This window comes from Bradyrhizobium sp. JR4.1, assembly GCF_040548605.1.
Classification (GTDB): domain Bacteria; phylum Pseudomonadota; class Alphaproteobacteria; order Rhizobiales; family Xanthobacteraceae; genus Bradyrhizobium; species Bradyrhizobium canariense.
This window is the reverse complement of the sequence record NZ_JBEPRY010000008.1, coordinates 66,932-82,804: the sequence shown is the minus strand read 5'-3', so window position 1 is coordinate 82,804 and position 15,873 is coordinate 66,932. Positions and strand designations below refer to the sequence as shown.

15 protein-coding genes are annotated in these 15,873 nt (G+C 63.2%); 11 read left to right on the top strand and 4 right to left on the bottom strand.

Annotation, left to right across the window (positions count from 1 at the left end; all coding sequences use genetic code 11):
• Window positions 1-4: 4 nt before the first annotated feature.
• Together ABIB90_RS18255 and ABIB90_RS18250 are read right to left on the bottom strand one after the other, a co-directional pair.
• Window positions 5-1,027, bottom strand: coding sequence for a sugar ABC transporter substrate-binding protein (locus tag ABIB90_RS18255; RefSeq protein WP_354164148.1), 1,023 nt, complete (start codon window positions 1,025-1,027; stop codon window positions 5-7).
• A gap of 141 nt (window positions 1,028-1,168) precedes the next feature.
• Window positions 1,169-1,573: a globin gene (locus tag ABIB90_RS18250; protein WP_354164150.1), complete on the bottom strand. Its 405-nt coding sequence runs from the start codon at window positions 1,571-1,573 to the stop codon at window positions 1,169-1,171.
• Between the two features lie 478 nt (window positions 1,574-2,051).
• Here ABIB90_RS18250 and ABIB90_RS18245 point away from each other — a divergent pair, with 478 nt between their 5' ends.
• The 8 genes from ABIB90_RS18245 (at window position 2,052) to ABIB90_RS18210 (ending at window position 11,043) form a co-directional block, all read left to right on the top strand.
• The gene (locus ABIB90_RS18245; protein ID WP_354164152.1) at window positions 2,052-2,426 is read left to right on the top strand and encodes a DUF2946 family protein; all 375 of its coding nucleotides are present in this window, start codon (window positions 2,052-2,054) and stop codon (window positions 2,424-2,426) included.
• Window positions 2,427-2,510: 84 nt separating this feature from the next.
• Window positions 2,511-4,718: a TonB-dependent receptor family protein gene (locus tag ABIB90_RS18240; protein ID WP_354164320.1), complete on the top strand. Its 2,208-nt coding sequence runs from the start codon at window positions 2,511-2,513 to the stop codon at window positions 4,716-4,718.
• Window positions 4,719-4,858: 140 nt separating this feature from the next.
• Window positions 4,859-5,377 (top strand): copper chaperone PCu(A)C, encoded by a 519-nt coding sequence (locus ABIB90_RS18235; protein ID WP_354164154.1) that lies wholly within the window; start codon window positions 4,859-4,861, stop codon window positions 5,375-5,377.
• Between the two features lie 32 nt (window positions 5,378-5,409).
• Entirely contained in the window at window positions 5,410-5,928 is a 519-nt protein-coding gene (locus ABIB90_RS18230) for a YcnI family copper-binding membrane protein (protein WP_354164156.1), read from the top strand.
• Window positions 5,928-7,490 carry a copper resistance CopC/CopD family protein gene (locus ABIB90_RS18225; protein ID WP_354164158.1) on the top strand — a complete coding sequence of 521 codons (1,563 nt, stop codon included), beginning with the start codon at window positions 5,928-5,930 and terminating at the stop codon, window positions 7,488-7,490. Before ABIB90_RS18230 ends, ABIB90_RS18225 begins: the two co-directional genes overlap by 1 nt.
• Before the next feature lie 153 nt (window positions 7,491-7,643).
• Window positions 7,644-8,963 carry a proline--tRNA ligase gene (proS, locus tag ABIB90_RS18220; protein ID WP_007603605.1) on the top strand — a complete coding sequence of 440 codons (1,320 nt, stop codon included), beginning with the start codon at window positions 7,644-7,646 and terminating at the stop codon, window positions 8,961-8,963.
• A gap of 90 nt (window positions 8,964-9,053) precedes the next feature.
• Complete coding sequence (locus ABIB90_RS18215; RefSeq protein ID WP_007603606.1) at window positions 9,054-10,334, top strand: lipoprotein-releasing ABC transporter permease subunit; 1,281 nt, start codon at window positions 9,054-9,056, stop codon at window positions 10,332-10,334.
• Window positions 10,335-10,341: 7 nt separating this feature from the next.
• On the top strand, window positions 10,342-11,043 hold the full coding sequence (locus ABIB90_RS18210) for an ABC transporter ATP-binding protein (protein WP_354164161.1): 702 nt from the start codon (window positions 10,342-10,344) through the stop codon (window positions 11,041-11,043).
• A gap of 78 nt (window positions 11,044-11,121) precedes the next feature.
• Here the strand turns inward: ABIB90_RS18210 and ABIB90_RS18205 are convergent, their stop codons facing one another.
• Window positions 11,122-12,201, bottom strand: coding sequence for a zinc-binding dehydrogenase (locus ABIB90_RS18205; RefSeq protein WP_354164163.1), 1,080 nt, complete (start codon window positions 12,199-12,201; stop codon window positions 11,122-11,124).
• A 107-nt stretch (window positions 12,202-12,308) separates the two neighbouring features.
• On the opposite strand from ABIB90_RS18205, the gene ABIB90_RS18200 reads away from it, so the two are divergent.
• Window positions 12,309-13,082: a helix-turn-helix transcriptional regulator gene (locus ABIB90_RS18200; RefSeq protein ID WP_354164165.1), complete on the top strand. Its 774-nt coding sequence runs from the start codon at window positions 12,309-12,311 to the stop codon at window positions 13,080-13,082.
• Window positions 13,083-13,109: 27 nt separating this feature from the next.
• On the opposite strand, the gene pdxR is transcribed toward ABIB90_RS18200, so the two are convergent.
• Window positions 13,110-14,528 (bottom strand): MocR-like pyridoxine biosynthesis transcription factor PdxR, encoded by a 1,419-nt coding sequence (gene pdxR, locus ABIB90_RS18195; protein WP_354164323.1) that lies wholly within the window; start codon window positions 14,526-14,528, stop codon window positions 13,110-13,112.
• A gap of 125 nt (window positions 14,529-14,653) precedes the next feature.
• Here pdxR and ABIB90_RS18190 point away from each other — a divergent pair, with 125 nt between their 5' ends.
• Both ABIB90_RS18190 and ABIB90_RS18185 read left to right on the top strand, forming a co-directional pair.
• On the top strand, window positions 14,654-15,118 hold the full coding sequence (locus ABIB90_RS18190; protein WP_007603613.1) for a carboxymuconolactone decarboxylase family protein: 465 nt from the start codon (window positions 14,654-14,656) through the stop codon (window positions 15,116-15,118).
• A 90-nt stretch (window positions 15,119-15,208) separates the two neighbouring features.
• A complete protein-coding gene (locus ABIB90_RS18185) occupies window positions 15,209-15,847 on the top strand; it encodes an HD domain-containing protein (protein ID WP_354164168.1) in 639 nt (212 codons plus the stop codon).
• Window positions 15,848-15,873: the final 26 nt, after the last annotated feature.

Genomic DNA, 15,873 nt, shown 5'->3' with positions numbered 1-15,873 from the left:
AGACTCAGATCAGGAAATGATCCTGCATCCACTGCATCCCGGCGGCGTTGGTCTTGGTGACGACCGGTCCGTCGGTAACGACGTTCTTCGGAATGCCCTGTCCGCTCTTTTCGCCGCCGACTACGGCGGAGACGCCCGCGATAATGGCGCCGCCATGGATGCGGCAGGACGGATTGCGGACGGTGGCGAACATGCGGCCTTCGCTGACCGCCTGGATCGCCGGCGGCATCGCGTCCACGCCGCCGATCAGGATGTTGGTGCGGCCCCGCGCCTTCATGATATTGGCGGCGGCGAGCGCCATGTCGTCATTGTGGAAGAACGCCGCGTCGATCTGCGGGTACTTCGTCAGGTAGGTTTCCCAAAGACGTGCGGTCTTCGACACATCCCAGTCGGCCGGCTGCGTGTCCAGCACCTCAATGCCGGGGAATTGCTTCACGACGTTGTTGAAGCCCTTGGCGCGGCCCTGCGCGCCGGTGTGGCCGAGGGCTCCTTGCGTCATGATGATCTTGCCCTTGCCGCCCATGGCGTTGCACAGCGCCTGCGTCACGGAGGCGCCCATGAACTCGTTGTCAGGGGCGAGGAAGGAGTGGACGTTGATCTGGTCGAGCGGCGCGATCAACGTGTCCATGTCGATCACGGGCGTGCCGGCGTCGATCATCTTCTGCACCGGCTGGGTGAGGGTGCCGATGCCAAAAGCCTGGATCGCGACGAAGTCCCATTTCTGCGACGCCATGTTGTCGATCGCCGCGCGCTGCTTCACGGCATCGAGCTGGCCGTCGAACCAGGTGACTTCGACATTGAACAGCTTGCCCCAGAATTCCGCCGCCTGCTTGCCCTGCGCGCACCAGGTCGCCTGGAGGCCCGCGTTGGAGAACGCCGCCTTCAGCGGCTTCTCGCTGCGTCCGACTTCGGCTGCGAGGGCGGGGTTTATGCCCATGCTGCCGAGGATGGCAGTCGCGGCGCCGGCGGTTGCTGCCGCCTGAAGAAGATCGCGCCTCGTCGTCGAGAAATCTTTCGTCCCGGACATCGCTCGCTCCCATACAATTCTATTTTCGACGCGTCATTGATTGCGCGACCGATGTCCGAAAGTGTCTCACAAGAGTTGGCGCCACTCAATCCGCAATCAACGGCGGGATCGCCGCGAGACGCGTTGGTGCAGCGCAAAGCGTCAGGCCGGGGCGCCGGCGAACGCGTCGATCTCGATGAGCAGTCGGTCCCAGGCCTGCGCGATGTCCGACGACCATTCATCGCCGAGAAGATCGCGCAGCGTGTCCCTGACGACGGCGAAGAAGGCAGTGAACAGCTCGCGCGGCGTGCCGTAGCCATCGTGCGAGGCGACCTCGCACGCGATCAGCCGGAAATGCCCACGGCGATCACCGGCGAAGTCGAGAATCGCATCGATCGTGAGAGCCAGCATCGATCCCATCACGAGTTCGCTGCCTTGCGTGCGGAACATCGCCCGCGTTTCGGAATGCTGTTCGAACAGCCGCTGATAGACGTGTGGCGTGAGATCAGTGCAGCGCGAGGCTGCAAGTTCAAAGCTCTGTTCGATCGGATTGGGAGACAGGTTCATCGGCGCCGTGGCCATTCAGACAAAAAAAGAGCGGGGCCCTAGCCCCGCTCGAAAATTGTGTCGACCCTATTATCCCCGATTCTAAGATTTGATCTTGATTGGCGGGGCGACGCTGCATTTTGCGCGTCAGGGGCTCCTCCCGAGACTTGGACCACCAGACTTCGACCTCGCGGCCAGCCTGAGCAAGAGGATGCTAGATCAACTTTTCTCACTTGTCATCATTTTCGGCAACGAATGTTCAAAATTCGAGCAATTAACGAAATGATCGGGCATTCGAGCTCGTAAGCATATGACAAATATAAGAAATCTATGGATGGGCCAGGGTGTGCGACTGCCTCAAATGGCGGAGGTTCCCTTCCGCGGGCGGTCGGACCACAGTTTCTGGGAAATTTGCGCTGGACCAAGAGAGCGGCGGAACCGGGCTCGACTCGGCCATCCGCGCGGTGTTTAGTTAGTAGACGAACGAATGGTTCGGTGGATGCGCGGACGGCTGCAAAAATTCCTACCTCTGGTCCTGCTCGCCCTGGTGATGCAGGTGCTGGCGCCGATTGCCGCCTGTCTGGCGGCCGGCCAGGCCGTGGCCGATCCGCTTTCTGCAGCCGTCATCTGCCACAGCGCGAGCGAGCAGGGCGGCCTGAACGATCCGGCGGGTACGCCGGTCGCACATGCCGGTGCATGCGCCCTCTGTTGCCTGGCGCAGGTGGGCGCGTCGCTCGATTCGCCGCCGCACGCCGCGCTCTCCGTTCCCTTCCGCCATGCCGAGCGCGTGGTGTGGCACGCGGCGGAGGCATTCGCCGGCGCGGCCTATAAAGGCACAAACGCCCAGGCGCGCGCGCCGCCTCAATTTTCCTGACGACTCTCGTGATCGCCGCGGTTCGCCGCAGGCGATTGATGCTGTCGAATGGCCGGAGAGAAAGCCCGGCGTCAGGAATGCCTCATGTTATGTTGTCATGCCCGCCGTGGCGTGAGCGTCGTTGCCATTCAGGCCGCGCTGCTTGCATCGTCGAGCGGAGCCTTTGCCCAAAGCAGCAGCGCAGTGCTGCCGCCAATCACTGTAGAGGCGCCTCAGCAGAAGCGCGCGTCGGCGGTCCGCCCGCCACGCAATACGGCGCGATCGGCGCGCGTCACGCGAAGCCCGCGAACGACCCCATCGCCGCAGCAAACCGCGAGCGAACAGAGTGCCGGGGCTCCGGGTGCCCTGACGGTTCTGACGGCGCAACAAGCGCTGGCGGAAATTGACCATACTCCGGGCGGCGTGGCGCTCGTGTCGGCCGAGGCGTACAGGAACTCGACGCCGTCCAACACGATCAAGGATGTTCTGGATTACGTGCCCGGCGTGTACGCCCAGCCCAAATGGGGCGACGACACCCGCCTTTCGATTCGCGGGTCCGGCCTGTCGCGCAATTTTCATCTGCGCGGCGTGCAGCTCTATATGGACGGCATTCCGATCAACACCGCGGATGGTTATGGCGATTTCCAGGAGATCGATCCGAGCGCCTACAAATATGTCGAAGTCTTCAAGGGCGGCAACGCGCTTCAGTTTGGCGCCAATTCGCTGGGAGGCGCGATCAATTTCGTGACCCCGACCGGCCGCGACTCGTTTCCGAATGGTGTGTCCTTCGACGTCGGAGGATTCGGCTACAAACGACTTCAGGCGAACGCAGGAGGCGTCAACGGGCCGTGGGACGGTTTCGTTACCGCTTCCACGCAGGCCGCAGACGGATTTCGCGATCACAGTTTTGGCTCGAGCAACCGTTTGAGCGGTAATGTTGGGTATCAGTTCTCACCGGATGTCGAGACCCGGTTCTACCTCAATGCCAACGAAGTGCGGCAGCGAATCCCGGGTACCGTGACCAAGACATCCGCTTTGACCGATCCGGAAGCTGCTGCACCCGCGAATGTTGCGATGGATCAGCAGCGCAATATCGATACTGTCAGGCTCGCCAACAAAACCACCGTTCGTTTCGATGACACCAAAGTCGAATTCGGCGCCTTTGGCGTCGATCGCCATTTGATGCATCCGATTTTTCAGTGGCTGGACTACCGTTACAAGGACTATGGGGGATTCGCGAAGATCACGGATGACCGCACCATTGGCGGCTTCCGCAACAGGTTGGTCGCGGGCGTCTATGTGCTAAACGGCAGCATCGACAACCAGCAGTTCGCCAACGTTGGCGGGCAGAAGGGCGCTCTGCTTTCTTCCTCGATCGATCGGTCGGAGAATACTTCCGCCTATGTCGAAGACAGCTTCTACGTCCTTCCAAATCTTGCAGTGATCGGCGGCACGCAATTTCTGTACGCGACCCGCAATCGGCAGGATCGTTTCCTCAGCGATGGGAATCAATCGGGGGCAACGCGCTTTAATCTCTGGTCGCCGAAAAGCGGTCTGTTGTGGCAAATCGATCCGGCCTGGCAGGCCTTCGCCAATGTCTCGCGGAGTGCCGAGGTGCCGAGCTTCGGCGAAAGCGCGATTGGTCCTGGCATTCCGACGATCCCGTTCACCAGCATCCGCCCGCAGATTGCGACCACGTACGAAATCGGGACTCGCATGAAGCGACCTGATTACGCCTGGGAACTGACGGCCTACCGGGCCAACATTCGCGACGAATTGCAATGCCTCTATAGTGCTTTCGGCAATTGCAATGTGACCAATGCCGACCGCACCATCCATCAAGGCATCGAGGCCGGCGCGGGCGCAGCAATCTTTCGTGACATCTTCGTCAATGGCCCGGCGCCGGACAAGATCTGGCTGAATGTCGCCTATTCCTTCAACGACTTCCGCTTCGACAAAGATCCGACCTTCGGAAACAATCGATTGCCGGGAGCCCCAACTCACTATTTGCGCGCGGAGCTTCTCTACAAGCACCCTACCGGTTTCTATGTTGGACCCAACGTCGAATGGGTGCCACAGGCCTACTTCGTCGACAGCATGAACACGCTGACGACAGAGCCTTATGCCCTGCTGGGATTGAAAGCCGGCTTCGACAATGGCGGCCCGATGTCTGCCTACATCGAGGGGCGCAATCTCACGAACAAGACCTACATAGCCAGCGCCAGCATCATCGATCGAGCGACGGCGACGTCAGCATTGTTTGAGCCGGGCACGGGAAGAGCAGTGTATGCTGGAATGAGGTGTCGATGGTGACGTGCAAATGGCACTCGAGTCTATGTTCGGCTCCGCGGCAGGCTGGCGTTCCGAATGCCGATGCTGACGGCGGCGGAAGGTCGTCGTGGAAGAATGCAGGGCCGTTCTCGGCCCGATCAATCGAGAAAGAGGCAATCAACATGAAGAATATCGGACGAGCTCTCCTTGCAATTTCACTGTTGCTGACCGGCTATGCCGTCGCGCAGGCCGACGAGGTCAAGGCCGGCGATCTCGTCATCTCGCAGGCGTGGAGCCGAGCGACACCAGGCGGAGCCAAGGTGGCCGGCGGCTATCTGACCATCGAGAACAAGGGCACAGTGGCCGACAAGCTGGTCGGCGTTTCCGCCGATATCGCGGGGAAGGCTGAGGTCCACGAGATGGCGATGGACAATGGCGTGATGAAGATGCGTCTGCTCGACAAGGGCCTCGTGATCGAACCCGGCAAGACGGTGAAGTTCGCCCCCGGCGGCTACCACCTGATGCTCCAGGAGCTGAAGGGCCCCTTCAAGCAGGGCGACAAGGTGCCGGTGACGCTTCAGTTCGAGAAGGCCGGCAAGGTCGCCGTCTCCCTCGACGTCCAGGGCGTCGGCGCGCAGGCGCCCGGCGACAGTGGGCACATGATGAAGAAAATGCCTGATCATTCGGGAATGAAGATGTGACGAGCATGATCTGGACCGTCGGGAGACCCAACATGTCGAAGCGAACCTGGCTGATTGTTCTGAGCGTCTTTGCGGCAACGCCAGCGACCGCGCACGTCTTCCTCGAAGGCAAGCAGGCCACGGTCGGTGCTTCCTACAAGGCCGTCTTCGCCGTCCCGCACGGCTGCGCGGGCTCGCCCACGGTGAAAATCCGGGTGCAGATCCCGGAAGGCGTGATCGCGGTGAAACCGATGCCGAAGGCGGGCTGGAGTGTTGACGTGGTCGAGGGCAAATACGCCGGCGAATACGATTATCACGGCAACAGGCTCTCCTCCGGCGTCAAGGAGGTGACTTGGTCCGGCGGCAAGCTGCCGGACAAGAACTATGACGAGTTCGTCATGCACACGGCCCTGACCGACACGCTCAAGCCGAACACGATCCTATACTTCCCCGTCGTCCAGGAATGCGAGACCGGCGTCAGCCGCTGGATCGAGATTCCAGCGGAGGGGGCCGGGCATTCGCGCGAAAACAAATCGCCGGCACCTGGCGTGAAACTCCTGCCGAAACCCTGATGCGCCTGCTCGCCGCGCTCGCGACGCTGCTCCTCGTCGTCGGCTTCGCAACCGGCGTCTCGGCGCACGCGGCGCTGGTCGCGGTCGAGCCGGCGAGCGGCAGCATGCTCGCGAGCGCGCCAAAGGCGGTGGAGTTGCGCTTCAACGAGACAGTGACGCCGGGCGCGATCCGGCTGATCGACGGCGCGGGCAGGGCGCGGGATGATGTGCGCGTCAACGCATCGGGCGAGACCATCTCGGTCGCGATGCCGGCGGACCTGCCGCAGGGCACGGCCGTCGTCAGCTATCGCGTCATTTCGCAGGACGGCCATCCCGTCGCGGGATCGGTGATCTTCTCGATCGGCACGCCGACGGGGACGCAACCTCCCGCAAACGCCGATGGCGGATTGAACGTGCTGATTTGGCTGGCGCGGGTCGGTCTCTATCTTGGCCTGTTCGTCGGCGTCGGCGGCGTGTTCTTTGCGCGCTGGGTTGCGTGGTCGATGACCGGCATGACCGTTCCGCGCGTGGCGCTCGCCATAGGCCTCACGAGCGCGGTGGTGTCCATTGGCGTGTTGGGGCTGGATCTCCTCGGCCTACCGCTATCCGCTCTCGCGACGATGGCTCCCTGGAAAGTCGCATCCGGGACCAGCGCGGGCCCGGCCTCGCTCGTGGCCATCGCTGCCACGCTGTTCGCGTTGCTGGCGCTAGGCAACGCGTGGTGCGCGCGCACTCTGGCGATCATTGCCTTCGTCGGCGTCGGCTTGTCGCTGGCCATGACTGGGCACGCCGCTACGGCACCGCCCGAACTGTTGACCCGGCTGGCAATCTTTCTCCATGGTCTCGGTGTGGCCTTCTGGATTGGGGCCCTCGCGCCGCTGGTCGCCCTGTTGTCAAAGACATCGGCCGCGGCATTGCCCGTCGTGAACCGCTTTGCTCGCATCGCCGCGCTGGCCGTTGGCGTTCTGGCATTGACCGGCCTCGCGCTCGCCATCGTCCAGCTTGAGAAGCCGTCTGCTTTGGTCGAGACCCGCTATGGATTAATCCTCTCGATCAAGCTTGCGCTGGTCCTCTTGCTGCTGGCGCTTGCCGCGCTCAACCGCTTTCGCCTGACTCCGGCTCTGGCGGGGGATCACAAGGCCGCGCAGAGCCTGAAGCGCTCGATCGTGCTCGAATGCGCCATCGCGCTCGGCATCTTCGCCGTCGTCGCCGGCTGGCGCTTCACGCCGCCGCCGCGGACGATCGTTCCAGAGACGCCGCTGGCGATCCACATCCATACAGACAGGGCAATGTTCCAGGTCCTGGTCGCGCCGGGTAAGGCGGGTGTCGACGATTTCGTGCTGCAGCTCATGACCGGCGAGGGGGCGGTGCTTGAGGCCAAGGAGGTGACGCTGACGCTGAGCCTGCCCGAACGCGGCATCGAGCCGATGGAGCGGAACGCCTCGCTCGGGCCGGACCGCTACTGGCACGTGCGCAAGGTCGAACTGCCCTTTGCCGGCCGCTGGCATGTGCGGATCGACGCGCTGGTGACCGATTTCGAGAAGATCACGCTGGAGGACGAGCTCGAGGTGGCGGCGCCCTGAATCGGGCTCTTCGGCACATCACCTCGAATCTGAAGTCGACGGAAAAATGACAGGAATTCCGCTGTGTTAGCGGGTTTTCCTCATTCCCGGTCTTGTGTTTTGGCTCCCAATCCGGTTTCACTGCAAGCCATCACTGATTCCTCGAGTATTGCCATGCGGTTGTCGCGGTTCTTTCTGCCCATCCTGAAGGAAAATCCGAAAGAGGCGGAGATCGTCTCGCATCGGCTGATGCTGCGTGCCGGCATGATCCGGCAGGAGGCCGCCGGCATCTATGCCTGGCTGCCGCTCGGCTTCCGCGTCTTGAAGAAGATCGAGCAGATCGTACGCGAGGAGCAGGACCGCTCCGGCGCGCTTGAGCTGTTGATGCCGACGCTGCAGCTTGCCGACCTCTGGCGCGAGAGCGGCCGCTACGATGCCTATGGCCCCGAGATGCTGCGCATCGCCGACCGGCACAAGCGTGAGCTGCTATACGGGCCGACCAACGAGGAAATGATCACCGAGATCTTCCGCGCCTATGTGAAGTCCTACAAGAGCCTGCCGCTGAATCTCTATCATATTCAGTGGAAATTCCGCGACGAGCAGCGTCCCCGCTTTGGCGTGATGCGCGGCCGCGAGTTCCTGATGAAGGATGCCTATTCGTTCGACCTCAACGAGGCCGCGGCGCGCGTCGCCTACAACAAGATGTTCGTGGCGTATTTGCGCACCTTCGCGCGGATGGGGCTGAAGGCGATCCCGATGCGCGCCGAGACCGGCCCGATCGGCGGCGATCTCAGCCACGAGTTCATCGTGCTGGCCGAAACCGGCGAATCCGGCGTGTTCATTAATCGCGACGTGCTGGACCTGCCGGTGCCGGGCGAGGACGTCGACTACGAGAGCGATTTGACGCCGATCATCAAGCAATGGACCTCGGTCTATGCGGCGACGGAAGACGTTCACGACGCGGCGCGCTTCGAGCAGGAAGTGCCCGCGGACAAGCGGGTGAACACCCGCGGTATCGAGGTCGGGCAGATCTTCTATTTCGGCACGAAATATTCCGACGCGATGAAGGCGCTGGTTGCGGGCCCCGACGGGGTCGACGTGCCGATCCACGGCGGCTCCTACGGCGTCGGCGTCTCGCGCCTGCTCGGTGCCATCATCGAGGCTTGCCATGACGATGCCGGCATTAAATGGCCGGAGGCCGTTGCCCCGTTCCGCGTGTCGATTCTCAACCTCAAGCAGGGCGATGCGGCGGTCGATGCGGCCTGCGAGAAGCTCTATGCGGAGCTGTCCGCCAAGGGCGTCGACGTGCTCTACGACGACACCGACCAGCGCGCCGGAGCCAAATTCGCCGCCGCCGACCTGATCGGCATTCCCTGGCAGATCATGATCGGGCCGAAAGGGCTCGCCGACGGCAAGGTCGAGCTCAAGCGGCGAAGTGACGGCGCCCGTGAGACCATGTCGCCTGCGGACGTGGTCGCAAGACTTGTGGGCTGATAAGGCTGGTCGGCTGAATATTGTTCATCGCCCCAGATTGCGGCCGCCAATCCGGCCACATTTGACCCCGAATCATGGGACTATCGAGCGATGGATGAGACCATGACCGAAACCGTTCAAACTGCGCCTTTTGCGCCATTCGAGTGGATGCTGTCGGCGCGCTACTTACGGGCGCGCCGCAAGGAGGGATTCATCTCGGTCATCGCCGGGTTCTCCTTCCTCGGTATCATGCTGGGCGTGGCGACGCTGATCATCGTCATGGCCGTCATGAACGGCTTCCGCAAGGAGCTGCTCGACAAGATCCTCGGGCTCAACGGCCACATCCTGGTCCAGCCGCTGGAGTCGCCGCTGACCGACTGGAAGGACGTCGCCGACCGCCTCAGCCAGGTCCAGGGCATCCGGCTCGCAGCGCCCGTGGTGGATGGCCAGGCGCTGGCGTCATCGCCGTGGAACGCCTCCGGCGTGCTGGTGCGCGGCATCCGCTCCGACGACCTCAACAACCTCACCTCGATCGCCAAGAACATCAAGCAGGGTTCGCTCGAGGGCTTTGATGACGGGCAGGGGGTCGCGATCGGCCGGCGCCTCGCCGACCAATTGTCGCTGCACGCCGGCGACAGCATCACGCTGGTGGCGCCGAAGGGCGCGGTCACCCCGATGGGCACGACACCGCGCATAAAACCGTACAAGATCGCGGCGGTGTTCGAGATCGGCATGTCCGAGTATGATCTCGGCTTCGTGTTCATGCCGCTCGCGGAGGCGCAGGCCTATTTCAACCGCAGCAACGACGTCACCTCGATCGAGGTCTTCACCACCAATCCGGATCAGATCGTCGCGTTCCGCCAGGCCGTGACGGAGGCGGCGGGCCGGCCGGTGTTCCTGGTGGACTGGCGCCAGCGCAACTCGACCTTCTTCAACGCGCTCCAGGTCGAGCGCAACGTGATGTTCCTGATCCTCACCATGATCGTGCTGGTCGCGGCGCTCAACATCGTCTCCGGCCTGATCATGCTGGTGAAGGACAAGGGCAGCGACATCGCGATCCTGCGCACGATGGGGGCTTCGCAAGGCTCGATCATGCGCATCTTCCTGATCACGGGCGCCTCGATCGGCGTGGTCGGTACGATGGTCGGCTTCATCGTCGGGCTGGTGATCTGCCTGAACATCGAATCGATCAGGCAATTCCTGTCCTGGCTGACCAGCACCGAGCTATTTTCGCCAGAGCTGTATTTCCTGTCGAAGCTGCCCGCCGAGATCGACATCGGCGAGACCTCGGCCGTCGTCATCATGGCGCTGACGCTGTCGTTCCTGGCGACGCTGTATCCGTCCTGGCGCGCCGCGCGCCTCGATCCCGTCGAAGCGCTGCGGTACGAGTGAGGGGCTGATGGAGAGCCAGGGGGCGGAAGATGTACCGGTCATTTATCTCCACGAGATAAAGCGACAGTACTTGCAGGGCGAGGTGCCGCTGACGATCCTCGACGGCGCCAAGCTCGCGCTGTGGGCGGGCCAGTCCGTCGCGCTGGTGGCGCCGTCCGGCTCGGGCAAGTCGACGCTGCTGCACATTGCGGGACTGTTGGAAGCGCCGGACTCCGGCGAGGTCTACGTCAATGGCGCGCCGACCTCGCAACTGCCCGACATCGAGCGCACCCAGCTTCGCCGTACCGACATCGGCTTCGTCTACCAGTCGCACCGGCTGCTGCCGGAGTTCTCGGCGCTCGAAAATGTGATGATGCCGCAGATGATCCGCGGTCTCAAGAAGTCCGAGAGCGTCAAGCGCGCCAAGGAGATCCTGGGCTATCTCGGCCTCGGCGAGCGCATCACGCACCGCCCGGCCGAGCTGTCGGGCGGCGAGCAGCAGCGCGTCGCGATCGCGCGCGCCGTGGCCAATGCGCCGCGGGTGCTGTTCGCGGACGAGCCGACCGGCAATCTCGATCCGCACACCGCGGACCACGTCTTCCAGGCCCTGATGCAGCTCGTCAAGGCGACCAAGGTCTCCATGCTGATCGCGACCCACAACATGGAGCTCGCCGGCCGCATGGACCGCCGCGTGTCGCTGTCGAACGGCCAGGTGGTCGAGCTCGAGTAAAAACCGCGAAAACAACCCCATGCACAGTAGCCAAGTGCTTGGCCGGATTGACGAAAAAAATGGCTCTCCTGGAGCCGTTCAAGGCCGGATCACCGTCAATTTGAACGGTCCGCCATTGGCGGCGGCATGGTCCACCGCCTCATTGGCATGATCGAGATCGAAGGCTGTGGCCTCGTACTCCTCCAGCCTGAGCAGTCCCGCGCGCACCAGCGCGATCAGGCGGCTTGCCGCATCCGGCGGGTACATCCAGACGCCGTGGATGCTGATGCAGTTTCGCATGATCCAGGGGTAGGGCAGCTCGAGGCCGGCGCCGCCCGCCATGCCGACGCCGCCCATCAGCACGACGCGGCCGTAAGCGCGCACCGTCATGATCGCCGCGCGCACCACATTGGTGCTCACCGAGGGCGGCATGATATCAAGCACGCAGTCGATCGGACCGGGTGCCGCGCGCTTCATGCGCTCGCGGTCGTCGTCCTCGTTGCCGGAGAGACTGACCGGCCTGACGCGATCGCCGAAGCGGCGGACGAGGTCGGCCAAGACCTTGTCGTTGCGGCCGGGCGCGACCACGCAGGCCGCGCCCATTGCGAGCGCGACCGAGACGGCCGCGCTGCCGAAATTGCCGGTGGCCCCGCTCACCAGCACGGTCTCGCCCGGCTGAAGATTGGCGGCAAGGAAGCCGCCATAGGGCACCAGCAGCGTCCCCAGCGCGCACCATCGCGTGGCGTCCTCCGGCGTGATCGTGCCGAGCCGTTTCACGTTCTCCGTCGGCACCCGCATCTGCTCGGCGAACGAGCCGTGGCGAAAATGCCGTTGCAGGCGCATGGCGCCGGCACCGGGGGCGGTGAGTCCTTGCAGGGCAATGTCGGGCTCTGTGGCGCCGTCGCGCGAGCGCACCGTCGGATCGCAGAACACCCAGTCGCCAACGCTGAGCTTCGTCGCGTCCGGGCCGACGGCGCGCACCCGGCCGATGCCGCCGGGCCCGGGGATGATCGGCAGCTCGAGCGCATAGTTGCGCGCCCCGCTGAAGACCTCGTTCATGTAGGACAGCACCCGCGTTGCGATGACGTCCACGATGACCTCGCCCGTGCCGAGCACAGGGTCCGCGGCTTCCTCAATCGCAAGCGGCGATCCAAATGACTTCAATACGGCAGCTTTCATGATCTCACCTCAAAGTGGAGTGAAGCCCATATGCGCCGCCTTTCCAGGCCCGGGAAGGCCTGGTATTATCCTAGTATTCCCCTAGTCCTCCATCGAGGCACGTCACCATGGCCGACCCACGCCGCGTCGAATTCGGCGACTTCCTCCGCTCCCGCCGCGAAAATCTGTCGCCGAAGACGGTCGGGCTTCCCGCCGGCCGGCGACGCCGCACCGCGGGCCTGCGCCGCGAGGAGGTCGCGCAGCTCGCCGGCATCGGCGTCGACTGGTACATCCGGCTCGAACAGGGCCGCACCGTCAGCCCCTCAGTCACCACCGTCGACGCGCTTGCCCGCGCCTTGCGCCTCAGCAAGACCGAGCACGCCCATCTCAAGGCGCTGGCGCGCGACGGCGACAAGCGCGCGTTCACGCGCGAGATCGTGCCGCCGCCCGTTCGGCGGATGATCGAGAGCCTGGCGCAGCCGGCCTACGTCACGGGGCGGCGCTGGGACGTGCTGGCCTGGAACGACGCCGCCGAGGAGATCTTCGGGTTCGGACAATTGCCCGAGCAGGACCGCAACACGCTGCTGCTGGTGCTGACGAACAAGCAGACGCGAAAATTTTACGGTGCCGGCTGGGCCGACGTCGCCAAGAGCATGGTCGCGATGTTTCGCGCCACTCACGACGTCTGGGCCGGCGATCCCGCCTTTACGGACTTGTTGACGCGGCTGCGCCAGGGCAGTCCGGAATTCGTCAAATGGTGGGAAGCGCACGAGATCCGCAGCACTGCCGCGGGCCTCAAGACCATGAACCATCCGACCAAGGGCGTGCTCCGGTTCGAGCACACCAGCTTTCAGGCCAATGACGATCCGGCGCTGAAGCTCGTGATCTACACGCCGGTTTAGATTGCGGAAGCACAGGGTCCGAGTTCGTCATGTATGACGGTCGATGATCTGAAGCAGCCGGTCGCAGGATGCCTCGATCCTCTTGTGGGGAGATGTGGCGACGCCCAGCAACAGGCCGGATCGCGCCGAGGCCGCAGACGCATGCCATAGCGACAGCGGCGTGGGCGCCAATCCAAACGATGCCGCTTCCCGCGCGATCGCGACGTCGGAGGTTCCGTCCGGCAGTCTCAGGACCGCGGCCAATCCGGCGATCGCAACGTCCTTCGCAATGTCCTTGGCACGTGCCTTCAAATATTTCAGCAGCGCATCGCCTTGCGCGGCATAGGCCCGCTTCGTGCGTCGAAGATGCCGTAGATAGTGGCCGTCGCGGATGAATTCGGCGGTTGCGAGTTGTACGGAGGGCCCGGGCGCCGGAGCGAGGCATGCCGCAACCCCGGCAAAACGGGAAGCCAGAGAGGCGGGTGCAACGACGAAGCCCAGCCGCAAGGCAGGAGTCAGGGTCTTGCTGAAAGACCCGATGTGAATGACGCGCCCGAAACGATCGAGAGAGGCGAGCGCCGGTGTGGCCCGGCCCCTCAGCTGAAGCTCGCTCAGATAGTCGTCCTCGATCACCCACACCCGCTCATGGGCGGCCCAGTCGAGAAGGCGTGAACGTCTGGCCAGCGACAATGTGGAGCCAAGCGGTGCCTGCTGTCCCGGGGTCACGACGACCAATGCAGCATCAGGTGCGTGTTTCAGGCCGTAACCGACGTCGATGCCGTCCGCGTCAACCGGAATCGGCGTGATCGACAACCTTGCAAGCTCAAGCCCGTGCCGTGTGAAGGGGAAGCCCGGGTCCTCCATCCAGACCTTTTTCTGCTCGAGGCAGAGAACCCGGAGTGCCAGTCCGAGCCCGCTGCTGAAGCCGCCGGTGATGATGATCTGCGACGGTGCACATTCGATCCCCCTCGCCAGCGCCAGATACGCAGCGATGTCGCGCCTCAATTCCAGCTCGCCGCGGGGATCCCGGTAGATAGCCGGTGCGCTCGTCTCCGCGCGCACCGCCCGTATGCGCATCCTCGCGAACAGCTTGGCAGGAAAGGTCTCGTGAGCGGGCACACCCATCTGGAAAACGGCCGGTCCCGCAGTGAGCTCCTGGTACATCTCCATGAACGAGCCGGGGTGGGGAGCTGCTTCCTGCCGAGGGGGAAAGGCGGGCCGATCCGCAACATGCGTTCCGGTCGCGCGCGACGCGACGATCAATTGCGCGGAGGAGAGCTTTTCGTAAGCCGAACGCACGGTGCCGCGCGCGACACCCAGCTGAGCCGCCAAATCCTGCCAGGACGGCAGACGAGCTCCCGGCGACAGCACGCCGCTCTCGATGGCAGCTCCGATACCTCTGCGGATTTGTTCCGCCAATGGCGTCTTCGCAGATCGATCGAGCTCCAGCCGCAGCGGTTTGACCATGCCTTCGTGGTACACGATTTTTGTCCATTCTTGGTGCTTTTTTGTAGACCAGTGCGAGGACATTTATCGGGCAAGGAATGTATCCGGCGACCGCCGCCGAACAGAACCGATCATGGAGTATGAAAATGGCCAAGCGTCTCGATTACGACCGCATCGCACCCGCAGGGATGAAAGCGCTCGGCGGCGTCTACGGCTATGTCATGCAGAGCAATCTTCCTGCCACGCTCGTCACTCTGGTCTATCTGCGCATTTCGCAGATCAACGGCTGCGCCTACTGCCTCGACATGCACACGCGCGATCTGCTGAAGAGCGGACAGAAGATCGAAAAGATCGCGCTGGTGCAGACCTGGGCGGAAGGCGGTCATCTCTTCGACGAGCGGGAGCGTGCCGCCCTCGCATGGGCCGAAACGGTGACCCTTGTGGCTGAAACCGGCATCCCGGATCAAGCTTACGAGGCTGCCCGCGCCGTCTTCCAGGAGCGCGAACTCGTCGATCTCACCATCGCGATCGGCCTGATGAACGCGTACAATCGCATGGCAATCAGCTTCCGAAATACGCCACAGGCCGCGAAGGAGGAGATGGCAGCCTGACCGCGGTGCCAGACGGCAAGAGGGTACAGACATGCCTTCGACTGCGACGGCATGTCCTGAGAAATCGGCGATTCAAGGCAGGAGCTTGATATGACCATCGCAATTTCCGGCGTGAAGATTCCCGACAGTAAGATCGCATGGGAGGCCGCCGAGCTGGTGCGCCAGTACGAAAACGACATGTTGTTCAACCACTCGGTCCGCGTCTTTGTGTTCGGCGCGATCAAGGGACATCGGCAAAATCTAAAATTCGATTCCGAGCTGCTCTACATCGCGGCGCTGTTCCACGATCTCGGGCTTGTCGACCATTACCATACACAGACCAAGCGATTTGAAGTTGATGGCGCCGATGCCGCCCGCGAATTTCTGAGGGGACACGGCATTGACGAGCCAAAGGCCGATCTGGTTTGGGAGGCGATCGCGTTACATACGACGCCTGGAATTCCACAATACATGCGGCCGGAAATCGCTCTCACGAATGCGGGCGTTTTGGTCGACGTCGTGGGGATTGGCTATGATGAGTACACGCCGGAGCAGCGCGACCAGGTGACCACCGCATTTCCGCGCGGTGACTTCAAGAACGAGTTCCTTCAGATACAAACCTGCTCAGCCTTGAAGAAGCCGCAGACCACGTTCGGGACTGTTAATTTCGATTACATCGAAGATCACGACCCCACATTTCACAAGCCGAACGCATGCACTCGCATCCGCAACACGCCCTGGCAGAGCTGACCGTCGGCGCGATGTTCGAGTTGCGC

Coding starts and splice junctions, on each gene's coding strand:
- ABIB90_RS18255 (WP_354164148.1), bottom strand. CDS start 1,027: ATGTCCGGGACGAAAGATTTCTCGACGACGAGGCGCGATCTTCTTCAG.
- ABIB90_RS18250 (WP_354164150.1), bottom strand. CDS start 1,573: ATGAACCTGTCTCCCAATCCGATCGAACAGAGCTTTGAACTTGCAGCC.
- ABIB90_RS18245 (WP_354164152.1), top strand. CDS start 2,052: ATGCGCGGACGGCTGCAAAAATTCCTACCTCTGGTCCTGCTCGCCCTG.
- ABIB90_RS18240 (WP_354164320.1), top strand. CDS start 2,511: ATGTTATGTTGTCATGCCCGCCGTGGCGTGAGCGTCGTTGCCATTCAG.
- ABIB90_RS18235 (WP_354164154.1), top strand. CDS start 4,859: ATGAAGAATATCGGACGAGCTCTCCTTGCAATTTCACTGTTGCTGACC.
- ABIB90_RS18230 (WP_354164156.1), top strand. CDS start 5,410: ATGTCGAAGCGAACCTGGCTGATTGTTCTGAGCGTCTTTGCGGCAACG.
- ABIB90_RS18225 (WP_354164158.1), top strand. CDS start 5,928: ATGCGCCTGCTCGCCGCGCTCGCGACGCTGCTCCTCGTCGTCGGCTTC.
- proS (WP_007603605.1), top strand. CDS start 7,644: ATGCGGTTGTCGCGGTTCTTTCTGCCCATCCTGAAGGAAAATCCGAAA.
- ABIB90_RS18215 (WP_007603606.1), top strand. CDS start 9,054: ATGGATGAGACCATGACCGAAACCGTTCAAACTGCGCCTTTTGCGCCA.
- ABIB90_RS18210 (WP_354164161.1), top strand. CDS start 10,342: ATGGAGAGCCAGGGGGCGGAAGATGTACCGGTCATTTATCTCCACGAG.
- ABIB90_RS18205 (WP_354164163.1), bottom strand. CDS start 12,201: ATGAAAGCTGCCGTATTGAAGTCATTTGGATCGCCGCTTGCGATTGAG.
- ABIB90_RS18200 (WP_354164165.1), top strand. CDS start 12,309: ATGGCCGACCCACGCCGCGTCGAATTCGGCGACTTCCTCCGCTCCCGC.
- pdxR (WP_354164323.1), bottom strand. CDS start 14,528: ATGGTCAAACCGCTGCGGCTGGAGCTCGATCGATCTGCGAAGACGCCA.
- ABIB90_RS18190 (WP_007603613.1), top strand. CDS start 14,654: ATGGCCAAGCGTCTCGATTACGACCGCATCGCACCCGCAGGGATGAAA.
- ABIB90_RS18185 (WP_354164168.1), top strand. CDS start 15,209: ATGACCATCGCAATTTCCGGCGTGAAGATTCCCGACAGTAAGATCGCA.